Annotated in this window: 17 protein-coding genes and 1 tRNA gene; 8 read left to right on the top strand and 10 right to left on the bottom strand. The window is 62.4% G+C overall.

Going from position 1 to position 19697, the window contains the following annotated elements; all coding sequences use genetic code 11:
• On the bottom strand, positions 1-288 hold a 288-nt coding region (locus LB556_RS30530; RefSeq protein WP_224571167.1), incomplete at its 3' end, for a hypothetical protein.
• A gap of 87 nt (positions 289-375) precedes the next feature.
• Positions 376-2676: an FdhF/YdeP family oxidoreductase gene (locus tag LB556_RS30525; RefSeq protein WP_224571166.1), complete on the bottom strand. Its 2301-nt coding sequence runs from the start codon at positions 2674-2676 to the stop codon at positions 376-378.
• A gap of 224 nt (positions 2677-2900) precedes the next feature.
• Between LB556_RS30525 and LB556_RS30520 the strand changes: the two genes are divergently transcribed.
• Positions 2901-3119, top strand: coding sequence for a hypothetical protein (locus LB556_RS30520; protein WP_224571165.1), 219 nt, complete (start codon positions 2901-2903; stop codon positions 3117-3119).
• A 69-nt stretch (positions 3120-3188) separates the two neighbouring features.
• Here LB556_RS30520 and LB556_RS30515 read toward each other — a convergent pair whose 3' ends face one another.
• The 3 genes from LB556_RS30515 to LB556_RS30505 all read right to left on the bottom strand — a co-directional run bounded on the left by LB556_RS30515 (position 3189) and on the right by LB556_RS30505 (position 5027).
• Complete coding sequence (locus LB556_RS30515; protein ID WP_224571164.1) at positions 3189-3509, bottom strand: hypothetical protein; 321 nt, start codon at positions 3507-3509, stop codon at positions 3189-3191.
• A gap of 350 nt (positions 3510-3859) precedes the next feature.
• A tRNA-Gln gene (locus tag LB556_RS30510) sits at positions 3860-3933 on the bottom strand.
• A gap of 161 nt (positions 3934-4094) precedes the next feature.
• Positions 4095-5027 (bottom strand): lysylphosphatidylglycerol synthase domain-containing protein, encoded by a 933-nt coding sequence (locus tag LB556_RS30505; RefSeq protein ID WP_224571163.1) that lies wholly within the window; start codon positions 5025-5027, stop codon positions 4095-4097.
• 354 nt (positions 5028-5381) lie between these two features.
• On the opposite strand from LB556_RS30505, the gene LB556_RS30500 reads away from it, so the two are divergent.
• Together LB556_RS30500 and LB556_RS30495 are read left to right on the top strand one after the other, a co-directional pair.
• Positions 5382-6803, top strand: coding sequence for a Ppx/GppA phosphatase family protein (locus LB556_RS30500; RefSeq protein ID WP_263485619.1), 1422 nt, complete (start codon positions 5382-5384; stop codon positions 6801-6803).
• Positions 6804-6828: 25 nt separating this feature from the next.
• Positions 6829-7542: an RlmE family RNA methyltransferase gene (locus LB556_RS30495; protein ID WP_224571162.1), complete on the top strand. Its 714-nt coding sequence runs from the start codon at positions 6829-6831 to the stop codon at positions 7540-7542.
• Between the two features lie 42 nt (positions 7543-7584).
• Here LB556_RS30495 and LB556_RS30490 read toward each other — a convergent pair whose 3' ends face one another.
• Positions 7585-9006, bottom strand: coding sequence for an MFS transporter (locus LB556_RS30490; protein WP_224571161.1), 1422 nt, complete (start codon positions 9004-9006; stop codon positions 7585-7587).
• Positions 9007-9291: 285 nt separating this feature from the next.
• Between LB556_RS30490 and guaB the strand changes: the two genes are divergently transcribed.
• Genes guaB through LB556_RS30475 form a run of 3 tightly spaced genes read left to right on the top strand, consistent with a single transcriptional unit; the run spans position 9292 to position 11813 of the window.
• Positions 9292-10794 carry an IMP dehydrogenase gene (gene guaB, locus LB556_RS30485; protein WP_224571160.1) on the top strand — a complete coding sequence of 501 codons (1503 nt, stop codon included), beginning with the start codon at positions 9292-9294 and terminating at the stop codon, positions 10792-10794.
• Between the two features lie 31 nt (positions 10795-10825).
• Entirely contained in the window at positions 10826-11368 is a 543-nt protein-coding gene (locus LB556_RS30480; RefSeq protein ID WP_224571170.1) for a hypothetical protein, read from the top strand.
• A gap of 25 nt (positions 11369-11393) precedes the next feature.
• Positions 11394-11813: an MAPEG family protein gene (locus tag LB556_RS30475; RefSeq protein ID WP_224571159.1), complete on the top strand. Its 420-nt coding sequence runs from the start codon at positions 11394-11396 to the stop codon at positions 11811-11813.
• Positions 11814-11858: 45 nt separating this feature from the next.
• Here the strand turns inward: LB556_RS30475 and rnd are convergent, their stop codons facing one another.
• Together rnd and LB556_RS30465 are read right to left on the bottom strand one after the other, a co-directional pair.
• Positions 11859-13010, bottom strand: coding sequence for a ribonuclease D (gene rnd, locus LB556_RS30470; protein ID WP_224571158.1), 1152 nt, complete (start codon positions 13008-13010; stop codon positions 11859-11861).
• 222 nt (positions 13011-13232) lie between these two features.
• Entirely contained in the window at positions 13233-13652 is a 420-nt protein-coding gene (locus LB556_RS30465) for a hemin receptor (protein WP_224571157.1), read from the bottom strand.
• A gap of 189 nt (positions 13653-13841) precedes the next feature.
• On the opposite strand from LB556_RS30465, the gene aspS reads away from it, so the two are divergent.
• Positions 13842-15632, top strand: coding sequence for an aspartate--tRNA ligase (gene aspS, locus LB556_RS30460; protein WP_224571169.1), 1791 nt, complete (start codon positions 13842-13844; stop codon positions 15630-15632).
• A gap of 114 nt (positions 15633-15746) precedes the next feature.
• On the opposite strand, the gene LB556_RS30455 is transcribed toward aspS, so the two are convergent.
• Positions 15747-16937 carry a hypothetical protein gene (locus LB556_RS30455; RefSeq protein WP_224571156.1) on the bottom strand — a complete coding sequence of 397 codons (1191 nt, stop codon included), beginning with the start codon at positions 16935-16937 and terminating at the stop codon, positions 15747-15749.
• Positions 16938-16989: 52 nt separating this feature from the next.
• Positions 16990-17313, bottom strand: a complete 324-nt coding sequence (locus LB556_RS30450) for a hypothetical protein (RefSeq protein ID WP_224571172.1) — start codon at positions 17311-17313, stop codon at positions 16990-16992.
• Between LB556_RS30450 and parC the strand changes: the two genes are divergently transcribed.
• Positions 17269-19521, top strand: a complete 2253-nt coding sequence (gene parC, locus LB556_RS30445) for a DNA topoisomerase IV subunit A (RefSeq protein WP_224571155.1) — start codon at positions 17269-17271, stop codon at positions 19519-19521. The genes LB556_RS30450 and parC overlap by 45 nt on opposite strands.
• The last annotated feature ends 176 nt before the right edge of the window (positions 19522-19697 follow it).

The raw sequence follows: 19697 nt of genomic DNA, 5'->3' as shown, positions 1-19697 counted from the left end.
CAGCGCGTGTTGCAACTCCATCGCCAGTCTGGTCAGCCGGTCCGGAACTTTTTCGCGCTCTATCGCAGACAGGAGAGCAGCGATCTCCTGATCCATAGCCGGACTGAATTCCGGGTCCACCGTATCATCGCTCGAACGAGACATCATGTTCTCTTGGGTCGACAGCAGCCCCATGGCGCTATGTGGTGCCGCCCGGTGTCGTCTGTACCAAGCCGTGCCAGCGTTTGATAGGCGTCCATGTAGCACGAGATCATCGTTGCAGCGAAAACCGTCGCCGCGCCCGGTCATGCATGCCTCCGCGGCTAGGCTGGATGCTGAACGATGGCCTGGGCGAGCCGCAAGGGATGCCGCTCTGGCCTCGGTCATATATCAGTATCAGCCAATAATTCTTACCGGGACCGACTTCGTGGCCGGCACGTGAGCCTTCTTGGCGCGATGCCAGAGCGGCACCAGCGGATTGAGCTCCGGATAGTAACCCGCGCAGTTGCCTTGCGGCACGGAATAGGGTGTCACGCGTAAGCCACGCACGCGCCGCTCCACGCCGTCATCGGCATGGGTTTCGAGATCGACATGCTGCCCCGCGCTCAACCCGAACCGCTGGATGTCGGCTTGGTTCATCAGCAACACCATGCGTGTGCCGTGGATGCCGCGCAGCCTGTCGTCATAACCGTAGACGGTCGTGTTGAACTGGTCATTGGAACGCACTGTCATCAGCATCAGGACCTTGCGTCCCGAGATATCGATGTCGGGGTTTGTCTCGAGAGTCGTCGGCAGCTTGAAATTGGCCTTCTTGTTTGGCGTCTCCCAAATTCGCTTCGATGCCTTGATGTCGCGATGAAAGCCTCCCGGCGTGAGGAACCGCTGGTTGAACTGATGAAAATGCTGCGGGAAGCAGCGCTCGATCTCGTCGCGAATGCGCGAATAATCGGCAACCCACTCATCCCAGGGGATTGAACTCGTGCCCGGTACGGTGGCCTTGGCCAACTCGGCGATGATCCTTGGCTCTGAAAGCAGATTTGGTGAAGCTGGCGGACGCGATCCAAAGGAGCCATGGATACATGCGGTGGAATCCTCCATGGAAACGGTCTGGTCGCCGCTTGCCTGCCGGTCTTTCTCCAGCCGCGACAGGCAGGGCAACAGATAGGTTACCGCCCCGGGGATCAGGTGACTGCGGTTGAGCTTGGTCGCGATTTCGACATGCAGGCCAAGTCGCCGCCATGCTTTCTCGACCAGGCCGGTTTCGGGCACGGCGCGCACGAAATTGCCCCCCAGGCCGACAAAGCCCTTCACCGAGCCGTCAATCACGCCTTCGCAAGTCTCTACCGTATCGAGCCCTTTTTCGCGCGGGGGCTCGAAAGCATAGAATTCCGCGATCTTGTCGAGTGGAACGAGCTCTGGCTTTTCAGATATGCCGACGGTGCGCTGGCCCTGGACGTTGGAGTGTCCTCGCAACGGCGAGATGCCAGCGCCAGGCTTTCCGATGTTGCCGCGCATCAGCAGCAAATTGCACAGCATCTGGACATTCTCGATCCCATGCCTGTGCTGCGTCAGACCCATGCCATAATTGCCGATCACCGCATTGGAGCGGCTGTAGACTTCGGCCACATGTTCCAGATCCGCGCGCGCGATGCCCGACCGCGCGACGATGTCGTCCCATTCGGCAGCGCGCAAATAGGCCTCGAAGTCAGCAAAACCGTGCGTGTGTTCGGCGAGGAACTCGACATCGAGGACACGGGAATTTCCATGCTCCCGAGCCTCGTCGTCGAATGCCAGCACGGCCTTGGCAATGCCCGTCATCGCGGCAATGTCGCCGCCGCCGCGGATTTGGAAGAAGTCGCTGGACATCTTGGTGCCGGGGCCTGGCGACAACATCTCGACGGGGTCCTGCGGATTCTTGAAGCGCTTGAGCCCTCGCTCCGGCAACGGGTTGAAGGTGAACACCGGCACGCCCCGTTGACGGGCTTCCTGCAGCGGGTGCAACAGCCGCGGCGCAGTCACGCCGGTGTTGTGACCGAAGAAGAACATCATGTCGCATTTGGAAAAATCTTCGAGTTGCACCGTCCCAACGGGAGAGCCGATCGACTCGGGAAGCCCGACCGAGGTCGATTCGTGGCACATGTTGGATGAATCGGGCAGGTTCGACGAACCATAGATGCGGGCGAAAAGCTGGTACATGAATGAAGCTTCCAGCGAGGCCCGGCCAGACGTGTAGAAGACGACCGACTTCGGATCGAGGCGCCGGAGTTCCATCCCGATCTCGGCAAAGGCTTCATCCCAGGAAATCGGCTCATAGCGATCGGTGACGGCGTTGTAGCGCAGCGGATCCGTGAGCCTGCCTTGCTTTTCGAGATCGCGATCCGGCCAATCGAGCAGTTCGGTGACCGAATGTCGTGCGAAGAACTCGGGGCCGCACCGAAGCTTCGTCTGATCCCACAGAGTGGCCTTGGCGCCATTTTCGCAGAACTCGAAGGGCCGCGGCTCGGCTGGCTTGGCCCACGAGCAGGAAACGCACATGTAGCCGTCTGCCTTGTTCTGCTTGAGCAGCGTGCTCCATATTCCCGACATCAGCAGGCCTTCGCCATATGCCTTTCGGATCAAGGAGGACAGGGATCCCCATCCGCCGGTAGGGTGGTCGTATTTCTTGATTTCGATGTGGTCGGCCACGGCGGGCTTCATGATGGGTCCTCGCGATGCGACTACCAAACCCGGCCCCACCTTGATTGTTCCCGAATCCGAGAAGTGAATGTCACTGGTGTTCTGCGGCCATCGGCAGGCTTGATCCCGCCGAAAGCCAAACGGCACGAAGCGGGCCAGACGACATTGCGGTGACGCGCTCGTCGGAACATCTCTGCCGGACTGGCCATTATCACAAAGTGAGGACACGGACATGGAGTGTGCTGATGGGCATCCTTTCCGATCTGGACAAGAAGCTGACGGACAACATGTATGAACATGGCAGCGAGCTTACAGGCACGGTGGAGGATCTGCCGCGGGCGGTCGTCGAAACCGTCGATCGGCTGATGCCCTTCATTCAGCCCGAAGCGCGCGAGACGGTGAGAAGTCAGATTCTCGGCCTGGTCCACGAGTACAGGATCGAGGACCCCGCAGGCCAGGGTTGAACGAACCGGTCTGTTCTATCGCATGTCGCGTGCCAGCCGGTCGCCTCAACCGCGCATCGTCGTGAACTTTCAGCGCAGCATGCCCGCGGCCAGAAAAACCGCGGCTGCCACCAAAACGACGCCTGCTATGACCAACAGCGGCCAGTTGCTGCCGGGCCGCGGCTCCGCTTCGCTTTCGATCGGCCGCATCGCGTTGGCGGAGCTGGCGGCATTCTTGAACGTTGGCTCGCCGGACCTCGGCGGCTCAGCCTTGGGGAGCGGGTTTCGGGTGTCGGCCGCCTCGGCGTCGGTTTCCAGCGGCGCGATGGCGGGATCGAAGCCCGGCGTTTTGTCCTGCGTCGCTCCTTCGTCAATCTCGCCTCTGACGGACGCAGGTGTGGGATCTCGCATCTCGGCATAACCTCATGTCGGCCGCGGTGCGGCGCCAAAGACTGGATTTGCGCAAGAAGACCGCGACGTCCTGGCTGCAACAACGCGCGCCAGATACGACGCGGGGCGCGGACCGCCTTCCAACTCCGCCAGCGTCGATTTGTTCCAGAGCGGCCGACCATGCCAGCCGGCTGTTTGTGAAGCGCGCACGAAAAAAGCGGTTGTTGTATCTAGCACTGTCGAAATGCGAACGGCATAGAGGCGAGGTTCGTGCCGCGCTCAGACAACCATTCGATTTGCTTTGTGAAGCAGTCGCATCCGCAGCGGCGTCAAACGCCCGGCAGGCGATTCTATTCACGGAGCATCCGGTTTGGCTGGGGAACCTGGATTCGAACCAGGACTAACGGAGTCAGAGTCCGTGGGTCTACCGTTAACCTATTCCCCAGCAGGCGCGGTCGCGAACCACGCGGGCCGAGCGGGCTAGCCGCTGTGAGCGCTGCCTTGTAGCCGCCAGCGGAAAATAGTCAAGCCTGCTCTGCGGTTCAATCGCCAGCTTTTGTTATCGGTTCCAGACGCCAGGCTTTCGAATGGCGTGCGAACCGGATCTCAGCTCTCCTTGCGGCTGAACTGCGAGCGCTCGAAGAACACCACGATGCCAAGTCCGAGAATCAGCGGGATGACGAGATAAAACAGCCGGAACACCAGCAGCGCGGCCAGCACGCCGACCGGGTCCATGTCGGAAAGCCCGGCGAGAAACACCACTTCGAACACGCCGAGGCCGCCTGGCGCGTGCGAGATCTGGGCGACCGAGAAGGAAACGAGGAAGACGCCGAGCACGACGAAATAGCCGGGATTATGCATTTCGGGCAGGGCGAAGAAGATGATCGCGGCGGCGGCGAGCAGTTCGATCGGGCCGATCAGCAATTGCCGGGCGACGATCGGCAGCGCCGGATAGTGCAGCTGAAAGCCGGCGATCTTCAGCGGGCGAAGATGCAGCCAACTGCCGAATATATAGGCTGCGATGAGGGCCAGCATCGCGATGCCTGCCGCCGCCGACAGGCTGTGATGGGCGATACCGGAGAAGCGGTCGATAATCTGCGGTTCGAGCACCAGCACAAGGCCGGAGGCGAGCATCGTCGACAGCACGAAGGTTATCCAGCAGACTGCCACCAGCACGCCGACCTCCTGGCCGGTCAGGCCCCTCGTGCCATAGGCGCGGTAGCGGATGACGGCCCCGGAAAACACCGAGCCGCCGATATTGTGCGACAGCGCATAGGTGGTGAAGGAGCAGAGCGTCACGAACAGCCAAGAAACTCTCTTGCCGATATGCAGGAGCGCGATGTGATCGTAACCGGCGAGCGCGGCATAGGCGATGACCGAGCTCAGCCCCGCCAGCACCCAGCCTCTGGTTGGGATCGCGGCGAGCCCGTCCCAGACGTCGTCGAGCGAGATGCCGCGCAATTCATGCCAGAGCAGCAGCAGCGAGAAGATCACCGCGCCGATGCCGACGACCGGCCAGAAATAGCGTTTCCCGTTCATTGCCCGACTGCCATGCGCTGCGTATCCGCTTCCTTTTCTGTCGACAGGCTGACCGCCCCGTATTCCCCATTCAATTCAGAAATGCCTCATTGAAGCCGGCTATTCAACCGTGAACACTTGTCGCGCCTGACGCCGTCCGGATTTGCCGCGCGGGCGACGGCGGCAGGTGCACCGGCAACCGGTGTTCGCCATGGCTGCGTCGGGCGACCGTATCCGACGGCGTTGCGCTACCAACTCAGCCTTGCGGGTACATGACGCCGCGGACCCAGCCGGCAAATTCACATGGGCTCCAAAATTCAGCATGGGCTCTTGGTGATCGAGCGCCGCACTGCTAGTCTGGCGGCAACTTGAAACATGCCAAAGCGCCTGCTGCGTCCGTCACCGGTTCGCGCGGCGCCGGAAGGAACGACAGTGGAAGACCGCGACACCGGCGCAGGCGCGCCGGAGGTGGGCGCGTCCAGCGCTTCCCCGGGGTCATCAGGCCCGGGAGCAGCCGGTTGGCAGCAGCGCCGCCCAACGGAGCCTCGCTCCGTGAATGGGCAGGCGGGCGACGCGACCCACAACCAGAAGGGCAAGCCCAAGAAACGGCGCAAGCGAAGGCGTGGGCGCAAGGTTTTCGCGCGCGACGATGCGGGCCCCGAGGACAATCGCTCGCCGGTGCCGGGCAAGCCTGCTGTTTCGGCATTGGATCTGAAGCCGATGGCGGCGCCGGCGATCTCGCCCGTCGTTCCGATTCCACGCCCCGATCAAGGCAACCGCCGCCCGCCGGTGCACGAGCTTCCGGTCTTCGCGGCCCTCGATCTCGGCACCAACAATTGCCGGCTTCTGGTCGCCGTCCCCACGCGTCACGGCCAGTTCCGCGTCATCGATGCCTTCTCGCGCATCGTTAGGCTGGGCGAGGGGCTTACCGCCAATGGCCGGCTCGGCCAGCCGGCGATGGACCGCGCGGTCGAGGCGCTGAAGGTCTGCGGTGACAAATTGCGCGTCCGCAAGATCAGGAAGGCAAGGCTGATCGCCACCGAGGCCTGCCGCTCCGCCGAAAACGGCGTCGAATTCCTCGATCGCGTCGAACGCGAAGCCGGCCTGAAGCTGGAGATCATCGACCGCCAGACCGAAGCCCGCCTTGCGGTTTCCGGCTGCGGCTCGCTGGTCGAGCGCGACACGCAAGGCGTCGTCCTGTTCGACATCGGCGGCGGCTCTTCCGAGATTGCGCTGATCGATCTCACCGGCCGCCGCTCGCCAAGGCTCGCCAATCATATCGTGTCGTGGACATCGCTACCGGTCGGCGTCGTGTCGTTGGCGGAACGCTTTGGCGGCCGCACCGTGACGCGCGAGATCTTCACCGCCATGGTTGACGACGTCGCCGGCAGGCTCGCCGCTTTCGACGGCCGCGATCGGTTGAGCCATCTCAAGGCCAGCCCGAATTTCCATCTGCTGGGAACTTCGGGCACGGTGACCACCCTGGCCGGCGTCCATCTCGACCTCGAACATTACGACCGCCGCCGGGTGGACGGCCTGTGGATGGACCGCGACAGCGTCGACCGCATGGTGGAGAGATTGGTCGGCTGGGATTTCCAGCAGCGCTGCGCCAACCCCTGCATCGGTGCCGACCGCGCCGATCTGGTGCTGGCCGGCTGTGCTATCCTCGAAGCGATCCGCGCCGTCTGGCCGTCGGAGCGGCTGCGCGTCGCCGACCGTGGTCTGCGCGAGGGCATATTGAGCGAGCTGATGGCCGATGACGGCGTTTGGCGCAATGATGGGCGTGCTAGGGCATGATCATGCTCAAACAAGAAATTGGCCAATGACCAAGAAACCGGAAAAACCAGGGTCCGAAAGCATTCGCGTGCTGAAGACGCGGATCAAGAAGAAAAGCGGCCTGAAGGAATCGTCGCGCCGCTGGCTGCAGCGTCACATCAACGATCCCTATGTCCAGCGCTCAAAGGCCGACGGCTATCGCTCGCGCGCGGCCTACAAGCTGATCGAGATCGACGACAAACACCACCTCTTGAAACCCGGCATGAAGGTGATCGATCTGGGCGCCGCCCCCGGCGGCTGGTGCCAGGTCGCGGCCGCGCGCACGAAATCGACGGCCGAAAACCCGCATGTCGTCGGCATCGACTATCTGGAAATGGACGCCGTGCCTGGCGCGCCGGTGCTGCTGATGGATTTCCTGGACGCTGACGCGCCGCGCAAGCTGGCCGAAGCCCTGGGCGGAAACCCGGATGTCGTGCTGTCCGACATGGCGGCGCCGACCACCGGCCACAAGCGGACCGATCATATCCGCACCATGCATCTGTGCGAGGTGGCGGCCGATTTCGCGCTGTCGGTCCTCAAGCCGGGCGGCCATTTCCTCGCCAAGACTTTCCAGGGCGGCGCCGAGAACGAACTGCTCTCGATGCTCAAGAAGAATTTCCGCTCCGTCCACCACGTCAAGCCGCCGGCCTCGCGGGATGAATCGGTGGAACTGTACTTGCTGGCGAAGGACTTCAAGGGGCGAGAAGCCGGTCAGGAATAGGGCCTTGCCTTGTCCCTCAGGAAGTGGAGAAGGCAGAGAGCTTCACTCTCCCGGCGATCTCGCCGGTTCCAAAGTCTTGGGCGTTGTCAGCCGGCCATGGCCGGAGACGGCGTTGCCCGCATCGGGCGCCAGCCGCATGAACGACAGCGACGCCGCCGCCGATATCGCCGCCACGATGAAGAAGGCGATATGGAAATCGCCCAGCGTCAGCGGGCCGCCATGGATCGAGGTCGAGACCTCCAGAATGCCACCGGCAACCGCCACACCGAGTGCGATCGACAACTGCTGGAAGACGGCGGCGATCGGCGTTGCCTTGCTGGTGTCCTCGGCCGAAACCTCGGCATAGGCAAGCGCATTGACGCCGGTAAAGAACATCGAGCGGATGAAGCCGCCGATCAAAAGCATGGCCAGCATCAGAGGGTAGGGCGTGTCGGGGGTGAACAGCCCGTTGACGGCGACCGACGCGGCAGCGACCAGCGAGCCGGCGACCAGCACGCGGCGGAAGCCGACCACGCGGAAGATCAGCGCGGTGACGAATTTCATGCCGATAGCGCCGATCGCCGAGACGAAGGTGATCATGCCGGACTGGAACGGGGTCAGCCCGAAACCGATCTGGAACATCAGCGGCAACAGGAACGGCATAGCGCCGATGCCGATCCGGAACAGTCCGCCGCCGAGCACCGAGGAGCGGAAAACCTGGTTGCGGAACAGTTCGAGCGCCAGCAGCGGATTCTTGGCTCGGCGCGCGTGCATCAGGTAGAGCGCGCCCGACAGCAGTCCCACGGCGACCGTGATGAAGCCGGTCGCCGGCGGCAGATAAGGCAGGCTGACCACCGACAGGCCAAACACGACGCCAGATGCGGCCAGCCCGCTTAGAACGAAGCCGATGAAATCGAGCGGCGGCGTCTCGGTTGATTCCGTTTCCGGCAGGAAGCGGGTGGCCAGCCAGATGCCGATCAGGCCGATCGGCACATTGATCAGAAAGATCCAGTGCCAGGTGAAGTAGGTGGTAATGAAGCCGCCGATCGGCGGACCGACCAGCGGGCCGACCAGCGCCGGAACGGTCAGCCACGACATGGCGGCGACCAGTTCGCTCTTGGGCGTGGCGCGCACCAGAACCAGGCGCCCGACCGGTGTCATCATGGCGCCGCCAATGCCTTGCAGGAAGCGCGCAATCACGAAGGCCGGCAGCGAGCCCGAGAAGGCGCAAGCGACGGAGCCGGCGATGAACACCGCGATCGCGGCGCGGAAGACGTTCTTGGCGCCGAAGCGGTCGGCCATCCACCCGCTGATCGGAATGAAGATCGCCAGCGACACCAGATAGGCCGTCAGCGCCAGTTTGAGCGCGATCGGGCTGGTGTGAATGTCGATGGCGATCGCCGGCAACGACGTCGCGATAACGGTCGAATCCATGTTTTCCATGAAAAGAGCGACCGCGAGGATAAGCGGGATTGTGCGGTTCAACGAACGCGTCCGAATTGGTCAAAAGTGTCTGCTGGCTGGGGCACGCCGATACAATGCGCGTTATCACGCCTTTGGCCTGATGTCGCATTAATTTGCTGTCACGATTGTGCGAGCGCAACCGGCGGTGGCGACGCCTGGCTCGCCGTGATCCTGATCTGCGATGCAATCATCGGCTTTCCAACGCCGCCCCGACGTGTTACCAGCCACCGCCAATCCTGAAAGGGAAGATGAGAGTCGGCGCTGTCCATTCTGGTCCAGCGCTTTTTCGCATTCGAAGGGCTGGCCATGGCAAAAATCATCGAAACGTCCACCGGCGCGCTGGCGCTGACCTTTGACGACGTGCTTTTGCAGCCCGGTCATTCCGAGGTCATGCCCGGCCAGACCGACATCCGCACCCGCATCGCCGGCGACATCGACCTCAACGTGCCGATCCTGTCGGCGGCGATGGACACGGTCACCGAGGCCAGGCTCGCCATCGCCATGGCGCAGGCTGGCGGCATCGGCGTCATCCATCGCAATTTTTCGCCCGCCGAACAGGCCGAGCAGGTGCGGCAGGTCAAGAAATTCGAATCCGGCATGGTCGTCAACCCGGTCACCATCGGTCCCGACGCCACGCTCGCCGACGCATTGTCGCTGATGCGCACCTATTCGATCTCGGGCATTCCAGTGGTCGAAAATGGCGGCACCGGCGGCCACAAGACAGGCCGGCTGGTCGGCATCCTGACCAACCGTGACGTGCGCTTCGCTTCCGATCCGGCGCAAAAGGTCTACGAATTGATGACCCGTGAGAACCTGATCACGGTCAAGGAGAATGTCGATCAGGACGAGGCCAAGCGGCTTCTGCACCAGCACCGCATCGAGAAGCTGGTCGTGGTCGACAAAACGGGCAATTGCGTCGGGCTCATCACCGTCAAGGACATCGAGAAGTCGCAGCTCAACCCGCACGCCACCAAGGATGCGCAGGGGCGCTTGCGCGCCGCGGCCGCCACCAGCGTCGGCGATGACGGCTTCGAGCGCGCCGAGCGTCTTATCGAGGCCGGCGTGGACCTTTTGGTGATCGATACCGCGCATGGCCACTCGCAACGCGTCCTGGACGCGGTGACGCGGGCGAAGAAGCTTTCCAATTCCGTGCGCATCCTGGCCGGCAATGTGGCCACCGCCGAAGGCACGCAGGCGCTGATCGACGCCGGCGCCGACGCCGTCAAGGTCGGCATTGGTCCGGGCTCCATCTGCACCACCCGCATCGTGGCCGGGGTCGGCGTTCCCCAGCTTTCGGCCATCATGTCGGCGGTCGAGACGGCGCATAAATCAGGCGCCTCGGTGATCGCCGACGGCGGCATCAAATATTCCGGCGATCTCGCCAAGGCACTCGCGGCCGGGGCCAGCGCCGCCATGATCGGCTCGCTGCTTGCCGGGACCGACGAAAGCCCGGGTGAGGTCTATCTGCACCAGGGCCGATCTTTCAAGGCCTATCGCGGCATGGGCTCGGTCGGCGCCATGGCGCGGGGCTCCGCCGATCGCTACTTCCAGGCCGAGGTGCGCGACACGCTGAAACTGGTGCCGGAAGGCATTGAAGGGCAGGTTCCCTACAAAGGACCTGTGTCTGGCGTACTGCACCAGCTTGCGGGCGGGCTGAAAGCCGCTATGGGTTATGTCGGTGGCCGCGACCTTGCCGATTTCCGCGACCGCGCCACCTTTGTGCGCATATCTAACGCTGGACTTCGTGAAAGCCACGCCCATGACGTCACGATTACCCGCGAAAGCCCCAATTATCCCGGCGGAGCCTGACTCTTCCGGGATTTGGCGCAACTTGAGCGCAATGTTGCTGCGCTTGTCACGCCATGTCGCAGCGCTCTGCTTCCTGTCGGCAGCGGTCTTCATCGCCATGACGGTGATGGAGTTCTTCTATTTCCGTCAATTGAGCGGTGGCCTGCCCTCGCTCGACATGCGCTATTTCGGGTTCACGCCCGACGAAGGCATGGCTTGGCTGACGGCGCTTGGCCGGCGCGGGAGTGAGATCATCCTGGTCTGGCATTACCTGACTTTCGATCTTTTGTTTCCGGCGCTCTTGTCGCTGACGCTGATCAGTCTGATCCTGGCGACCGGCCGGCGCCTGCGGAATTTCCGTGTGCTGCCGGCGCAGGTGCAGTCGACCTTCGCTCTGGTCCTTGTGCTGCCCTACACGCTCGCCGACTACGCCCAGAACTTTGCCGTGGCGCGCCTTCTGTCCGATTTCCTTTACGCCAACCCGGACTCACTGTCTTTCGCCTCGGCGTTGATCGTCACCAAATTCGCGCTCCTCGCCGTCCCGGTCATCGTCATTGCCGCTTTCTGGCTGCTGGGCCAAAGACGACAGAATTGAAGCCGCACAGGGCAGGGGTAACTTCATGAACCAGACCACGATCTTCTGGCCGATGCTTGCGCAAGTGCTGCTGGTCTACATCGTCTATGTCGTCATGGGCCGGCGCCGCTATTCTGCCGTCAGGTCCGGTGAAGCAAAGGTCGGCCAATACAAGGTGCGTTCGACCGAGCCAGCCTCCACTGTCACCGTTGCGAACAATCTGATCAACCAGTTCGAACTGCCGGTGCTTTTCTACGTGCTGTGCCTGACGCTGCACATGACCAACGGCGTCAATTACATCACCCTCGCACTGATGTGGATTTTTGTCGCGTCGCGCTATTTTCACGCTTGGGTTCACCTGACCAGCAACAAGCTGCTGCTGCGCAACCGCTCCTTCGCCCTGGGCGCGGTGGTGCTGGCGCTGGGCTGGATCTGGCTGGCCCTGCACCTGCTCGCAATCGTCTGAGCCGACTTCCTTCTCCGCAAGCGGAGAAGGAAGGATCTGGCGCGCTTACAGATCGAACACCGCTATTTTTCGCTTGTCGAACTTGATGCCGATCTCGCCGCGCACCAGCTTCAGCGCCTGTTCGCCGAACACGGCGCGCCGCCAGCCTTGCAAAGCCGGCACCTCGGCGGCGTCGCCCTCGGCGGCGATGCGATCGATATCGTCGCTGGAGGCGAGCACCTTCGAGGCGACCCCCTGCTTCTCGGCGACGATCCTGAGCAGCACTTTCAACAGCTCCGCGGCCGCACTCGATCCCTCGGGCGGCTGGAAGTTCTTCGGCAGTTTCGGCATCTGTTCCTTGGGTAGGGCGAGCGCGGTGTTGACCGCGCCGAGCAGTGCCGTCGCCGTCGAGGAGCGTTCCCAGCCCTTGGGCGTCGTGCGCAGCTTGGCAAGGGCTGCCGCGTCGCGCGGCCCTTGTTGCGCGATCTCGTAGATGGCGTCGTCCTTGAGCACGCGGCCTCGCGGCACGTCGCGCTCGCGTGCCTCGCGTTCGCGCCATGCCGCGACCGTCTGCACGATCGCCAACTCCTGCGGCTTGCGAAGCCGCATCTTCAGCCGCTTCCAGGCATCCTCCGGGTGCGGATCGTAGGTTTCGCGGGAGGTCAGGACGTCCATTTCCTCATTCAGCCAATGGGCGCGGTTTTCCCGCGCCAACTCGGCCTTGAGATGCTGATAGACCTCGATCAGATGGGTCACGTCGGCCAGCGCATAGTCGAGCTGCTTGTCGGACAGCGGCCGGTGGCGCCAGTCGGTGAAGCGCGAGGACTTGTCGAGCCGCGCCCCGGTAATGCGCTGCACGAGCTGGTCGTAGGAAACACTGTCGCCGAAGCCGCAGACCATCGCCGCCACCTGGGTGTCGAACACCGGGTGCGGAACGAGATCGCCGAGATGGACGATGATTTCAATGTCTTGCCGGGCGGCGTGAAAGACTTTGACCACCGCCTCGTTGGCCATCAGCCTGAAGAAGGGAGCCAGGTCGATATCAGGTGACAGCGGATCGATCAGCGCCGTCACGCCGGGCGCGGCCATCTGGATCAGGCACAGGATCGGCCAGAAGGTCGTTTCGCGGATGAATTCGGTGTCGACGGTGACGAAATCCGACTTTTCGAAAGCGGCGAGAACGGTCTCGAGTTCTTCCTGGGTGGTGATGACGTGCATCAAATCGCTTTTGGCAGGAGTAGGGTCTTCCTAGATTTCAGCCGGGAAGGCTTTCGTCAAGCGCCGGTATCGGCGTCGGGACGCGGCTGGGCCGCCGAAATCGCCGTTTTTGTCACTCGGCCGAGCGGAACTGGCCGAAATGGACAATAGGTGCGGCGAAGGGACAGCCTTGACTGCAGGAACATCGCCCATCGAATTGATTCTCTGCCGGGAGGCGGTCACTCAATCTATGTCGACGTTCAGCGTTTTCATCGATGCCGCATACGCGACAAACGCTTCGATATCTTCTTTGGGATAGCCAAGAAGCGTGCCTTCCAGTCTCGCCAGATCATTTGACGTGAAGACGCTAAAGGCCTCTCCGCTCCGGCACATTCGAGAGATCAGCTGGCTGAGCTTGCAGCGCCATTCCTCGGTCGGCAGGCAGTAGCGACGCTCTTCGATGGAGGTTACGGGGTCGACATAGGTGAATTTGAGAATACGGCCTTCATCGACAAAGGGCTTGAATTTCGCGTCGCCAATGTCTTCGGCGTCCATTCCCGGTTCCGCTACGAACAAGGCCATCGGCTTCATGCCGCTGAGCATCAGTTGCAGCTCGCGGTGGTTGTGTGGCCCAATGCCGGCAGGGAGCGTGCGTTTTGGCATCGGGCGTCTCCGGATTGTGTCGAGGCGGTATCTTCACAAGGAACGCGTTTTCAGGCAATGCCGCTCCAGGTCCGGCAATGGCCCAAAGCCGTCCGCTTGCCTTGACAAAGCCGGCCTCTCATGCGCTTTTCGCGCCAATTTCGAGCCGGGCCTCAGCCCGCACCCAGCATCCGGACTTTACCAATGACAATGCATCGTTACCGCAGCCACACCTGTGCCCAGTTGAGAAAGAGCGACGTCGGCTCGACCGTTCGCCTGTCGGGCTGGGTGCATCGTGTGCGCGACCATGGCGGCTTGCTCTTCATCGACCTGCGCGACCACTACGGCCTGACCCAGATCGTCGCCGATCCCGATTCGCCTGCCTTCAAGGTCGCCGAGACCTTGCGCGGCGAATGGGTGATCCGCGTCGACGGCGAAGTCAAAGCGCGCTTGCCCGAGACGGTCAATGCCAACCTGCCGACCGGCGAGATCGAGATTTTCGCCCGCGAGATCGAGGTGCTGTCGGCGGCCAAGGAATTGCCGCTGCCGGTGTTCGGCGAACCGGACTATCCCGAGGACATCAGGCTGAAGTACCGCTTCCTCGACCTGCGCCGCGAGACGCTGCACAGGAACATCGTGGCGCGCACGAAGATCATCGCGGAGATGCGCAAGCGCATGACCGATGCCGGCTTCACCGAGTTCTCGACGCCGATCCTCACCGCGTCCTCGCCCGAAGGCGCACGCGACTTCCTGGTGCCGTCGCGCATCCATCCCGGTACTTTCTACGCGCTGCCGCAGGCGCCACAGCAATACAAGCAGTTGATCATGGTGTCGGGGTTCGACCGCTATTTCCAGATCGCGCCCTGCTTCCGCGACGAAGACCCGCGTGCCGATCGCCTGCCCGGCGAATTCTACCAGCTCGACCTCGAAATGAGCTTCGTCGAGCAGGACGACGTGCTGTCGACCATGGAACCGGTGATGCGGGGCGTCTTCGAGACCTTCGCCAACGGCAAGCCGGTGACGCAGAAATTCCAGCGCATCCCCTATGATGTCGCCATGCGCAAATACGGCTCCGACAAGCCCGATCTGCGCAACCCGATCGAGATGCAGGCCGTCTCCGATCATTTCCGCGATTCCGGTTTCAAGGTGTTCGCCAATATCTTGGCCAACGACTCGAAGGCAGAGGTTTGGGGCATTCCCGCCAAGACCGGCGGTAGCCGCGCCTTCTGCGACCGCATGAACTCCTGGGCGCAAGGCGAGGGCCAGCCGGGGCTGGGCTACATCTTCTGGCGCAAGGAGGGCGAAAAGCTCGAAGGCGCCGGCCCGCTCGCCAAGAACATCGGCGAGGAGCGCACCGAGGCGATCCGCCAGCAGCTCGGCCTTGCCGACGGCGATGCCGCCTTCTTCGTCGCCGGCGATCCGAAGAAGTTCGTTTCCTTTGCCGGAGCGGCGCGCACCCGTGCCGGCGAAGAGCTGAACCTCGTCGACCGCGAACGCTTCGAACTGTGCTGGATCGTCGATTTTCCGTTCTTCGAATGGAACGAGGAGGAGAAGAAGATCGATTTCGCCCACAATCCTTTCTCCATGCCGCAAGGTGGCATCGATGCGCTGAACGGCGAGGATCTGCTCGGCATCAAGGCGTTCCAGTACGACATGGTCTGCAACGGTTTCGAGATCGCCTCTGGCGGTATCCGCAACCATCTGCCCGAAACTATGGTCAAGGCATTCGAGACGGTCGGGCTGGACCGCGCCACGGTCGAGGAGCGCTTCGGCGGCCTCTATCGCGCCTTCCAGTATGGCGCGCCGCCGCATGGCGGCATGGCGGCCGGCGTCGACCGCGTCGTCATGCTTCTGGTCGGCGCCAAGAACCTGCGCGAAATCACCATGTTCCCGATGAATCAGCAGGCCTATGATTTGTTGATGAACGCGCCATCGGAAGCCTCGCCGCAGCAGCTTCGTGAACTGGCGCTGCGTGTCGCGCCGACCAAGAAGGATGCCTGACGGGAGCTTCAGGCTTAACTTCAGGTACTCGCTCGAACCGATGCTTTCGATTCAGCAATCCAACAGAAAAGCCCGGCATCGCTGCCGGGCTTTTGCGTATTGAGATCGTTTCGATCAGTCCTCGTTGGCCTTGACGCTGACGCCGAGTGTCTTCGGCAGGTCGAGCGGGTTCGACATGGCGCCTGCCATGATCAGCGCGAACGGCACCGACGCCGGCGGCTCGGCTGAGATTTCGAGGCTCTTCGGATCGTCGAGGTATTTGCTGACCGCCGCGGTCACCTCCGCCGTCAGTTCGGGGTTGTTGAGCTGCGCCATGCCGAACGGCACGATCGCCTTGGCCTGGTTGGCGATGTCCTTGGCCGACATGCCCTGCTGCTTGCCGACATAGTCCAGCACCTTGCCGGTCAACGAATCGTCGTCGAAGCGGATTGAGGCGCTGTTGAACGAAAGCTGCTGCAACAGGCCGAGCATGGCCATGCCTTGCGCCGAATTGTCGGCGCCTTCCGGCTGTGCGGCCATCTTCTTCTGCATTTCCTGCAGCGACTTGATGAAGTCGATCGTGTAGCCGCCGAGATCGAAGGTCATGCCGAGCGTGCCGGCATTCTCGACGGAGATATCGTATTTCGACAGCTCCATCTTGCCGTCCGATGGCTGCCAGGTGCCAGCCATTTCGAGATTGCCCGAGATGTTCTGGTATCCGAGCGCGTTGATGACCTCCTTGGACTTGGGATCGTCGACCAGCGAGAGATCGGCCGTGAACTTCTCCGTATTGGCGCTGAATTCCATCGGCTTGCCGTCGGCAGGCGGCGTGATCTCGATGGCAAGACCATCCATCGAGAAGGCGGTCTTGTCGGCGACCTTGACCGTCATGTTCGACAGTTCGGCGGACTTGTACATCATCAGCGAACCAAGCGGACCGGTGGAGCCGTCGGCCGGGACCGTCATGTCGTGGATGACGAACGGGCTGAGATCGAGGGTGACACCGTCCTTGCTGTGTTCGAAGGCCGAGGTCGATACGGTGCCGATATCATAGCCGCCATTGGCTTCGGTGATGTTCTCGAGCTTGACGTCGCCGATCGGCAGCGCTTCCTTTTCGGCGGCCGGTTTCACCGACACGCCCTGCAGCACCATGCTGGTGTTGTCGCCGGTTACGCCGGTCCAGGAGATGTCGACGCCCTGGGCCGCGAGTGCCGCCTTCAGCCGGTCCGCGACCGCGGCGTCCTGGGCAAGGGCCGCATTCAGCGGCAGTGTAAGCAAGAAGGTCGAAAGAGCGAATTTCCGGAGAGTTGAGCGTTTGATTGTCATCGCAAGGTCCCTGAGAGTGTCCTGAAATTGGTTTTTTCAATTCTTTGCGCCATCACCATTCCGTGATGAACTGGACGGGAAAAAGGCGTGTCCCGGCACAATTGTCCAAAATCGCGGTGAAAGGCAAACCCGATCCGAACGCTATTGGAGAATGCAGTGAATTTGGCATGAAGGTCAGGCCGACAGCGTGCTTCCCAATAGAGGCGGCATGTAACAGATTGATGTTGGCCGGCAAGCTCGACCTTACGGTTTCCGGTTGCGGAAAGTGCGCAATCGATTGGTGCGGTGCGCGCCTCTTGCCGCGAATCACCCGCTCGGCTAGGTCCAGCCCATGGGAAAAAGGCTTTTGCCGCCTGAAGATGGCGGTGGCGATCATATCGAACCCGTCGACCTGAAAAAGGCGCTGGAAGAGCGCTACCTCGCCTATGCGCTGTCGACCATCATGCACCGGGCGCTGCCGGACGTGCGCGACGGGTTGAAGCCGGTCCACCGACGCATCATGCATGCCATGCGCCTGCTGCGCCTCAATCCCGACCAGGGCTTTGCCAAATGCGCCCGTATCGTCGGCGAGGTGATGGGTAAGTTCCACCCACATGGCGACCAGTCGATCTATGACGCGCTGGTACGGCTGGCGCAGGATTTTTCGATGCGCTACCCCCTGGTCGATGGCCAGGGCAATTTCGGCAACATCGACGGCGATAATGCCGCCGCCATGCGCTACACCGAAGCGCGCATGACCGACGTGGCGACCGAATTGCTTGCCGGCATCACCGAGGATGCCGTCGACTATCGGCCGACTTACAATGAAGAGGACGAGGAGCCGGTCGTGCTCCCCGGTGCCTTCCCCAATCTCCTGGCCAACGGCTCGTCCGGCATCGCGGTCGGCATGGCGACATCGATCCCTCCGCACAATGCGGCCGAACTTTGCGACGCCGCACTGCACCTGATCGAGCATCGCGACGCGTCGGTGGCGAAGCTGATGGATTTCGTCCAAGGCCCGGATTTCCCGACCGGCGGCATCATCGTCGACAGCCGCGCCTCCATCCTCGAAGCCTACGAGACCGGCCGCGGCGGGTTTCGCGTGCGGTCGAAATGGAGCCAGGAAGACCAGGGCAGGGGCACCTGGAGCATCGTCGTCACCGAAATCCCCTATGGCGTGCAGAAGGCGCGGCTGATCGAGAAGATCGCCGAGCTGTTGATGGCCCGCAAGCTGCCGTTGCTCGAGGATATCCGGGACGAGAGCGCCGAGGACATCCGGGTCGTGCTGGTGCCCAAGAGCCGTTCCGTCGACCCTGGCATCCTGATGGAATCGCTGTTCAAGCTCACCGAGCTCGAAAGCCGTTTCCCACTCAACATGAATGTGCTCTCGCGCGGCAAGGTGCCCAACGTTCTGTCGCTGAAAGGCGTGCTGCAGGAATGGCTGGATCACCGTCGCGACGTCCTCATCCGTCGCTCGAAACATCGCCTTGGCGAGATCGAGAGGCGGCTGGAAATCCTCGCCGGCTACCTGATCGCCTATCTCAACATCGACGAGGTGATCAAGATCATCCGTGAGGAGGATGAGCCAAAGCAGGTCATGATGGCCCGCTGGTCGCTTACAGACACCCAGGCCGAAGCCATCCTCAACATGCGGCTGCGCGCCTTGCGCAAGCTGGAGGAATTCGAGATCCGCAAGGAATTCGATGGCCTGACCACCGAGAAGAAGCAGATCGAGGCGCTGCTGGCGTCCGATGCAAAGCAGTGGTCGACCATCAAGTGGGAAGTAACACAGCTTCGCGACAAGTTCGGACCGGAGACCGAGATCGGCAAGCGCCGTACCCAGTTCGCCGATGCGCCAGAGCACGACCTGACCGACATTGCCCACGCGATGATCGAGCGCGAGCCGGTCACCGTGGTGGTTTCCGAAAAGGGCTGGCTGCGGGCAATGAAGGGCCATCTGGCCGACCTCTCGGCGTTGACCTTCAAGGAAGGCGACGGCCTCAAGCTCGCCTTCCATGCCCAGACCACCGACAAGGTTCTGGTCTTCACCACCGGCGGCAAGTTCTACACGATCGGCGCCGATCGGCTGCCGGGGGGGCGCGGCCATGGCGAGCCGATACGCATCATCGTCGACATGGACAACGACCAGGACATCGTCACCGCTTTTGTCCACGACCCCAAGCGCAAGCTGCTGTTGGTCTCGCATGATGCCAACGGCTTCATCGTTCCGGAGCAAGAGGTCGTCGCCAACACCCGCAAGGGCAAGCAGGTTATGAACGTCAGGGCGCCCGACGAAGCCAAGCGCTGCGTGCCGGTCACCGGCGATCACCTGGCCATCGTCGGCGAGAATCGCAAGATGCTGGTGTTCGCGCTCTCGGAAATTCCGGAGATGGGTCGCGGCAAGGGCGTCCGGCTGCAGAAATACAAGGACGGCGGCCTGCTTGATCTCAAGCCGTTCACGCTGGAGACCGGTCTTTCCTGGCAGGATTCGGCCGACCGTACCTTCACCCGCTCGCGCGAGGAACTGGCCGAGTGGATCGGCGCGAGGGCATCCGCAGGGCGTATGGTGCCGAAAGGGTTCCCGAGGACTGGGAAATTCGGGTAACGGGGCGCCTCTCGCTTCTTCCCCGGGGCCGAAGGGCGGGCGAGGCCCGTCATTCGCCCAGGACGGTGGCCTCGCCAGGCGAGGATGAGGAGTGTTCCAGGAACGCCACTGCTTCTTCCTTCCGGCCCGGCGAAGAAGGAAGAGGCGTCACCATCACCATTTGGACTATCGTCACG

Origin of the sequence: Mesorhizobium sp. ES1-4 (assembly GCF_020164745.1) — a bacterium.
GTDB lineage: Bacteria > Pseudomonadota > Alphaproteobacteria > Rhizobiales > Rhizobiaceae > Mesorhizobium.
Note: the sequence above shows the minus strand (reverse complement) of the source record. Positions and strands in the feature narration are given on the sequence as shown.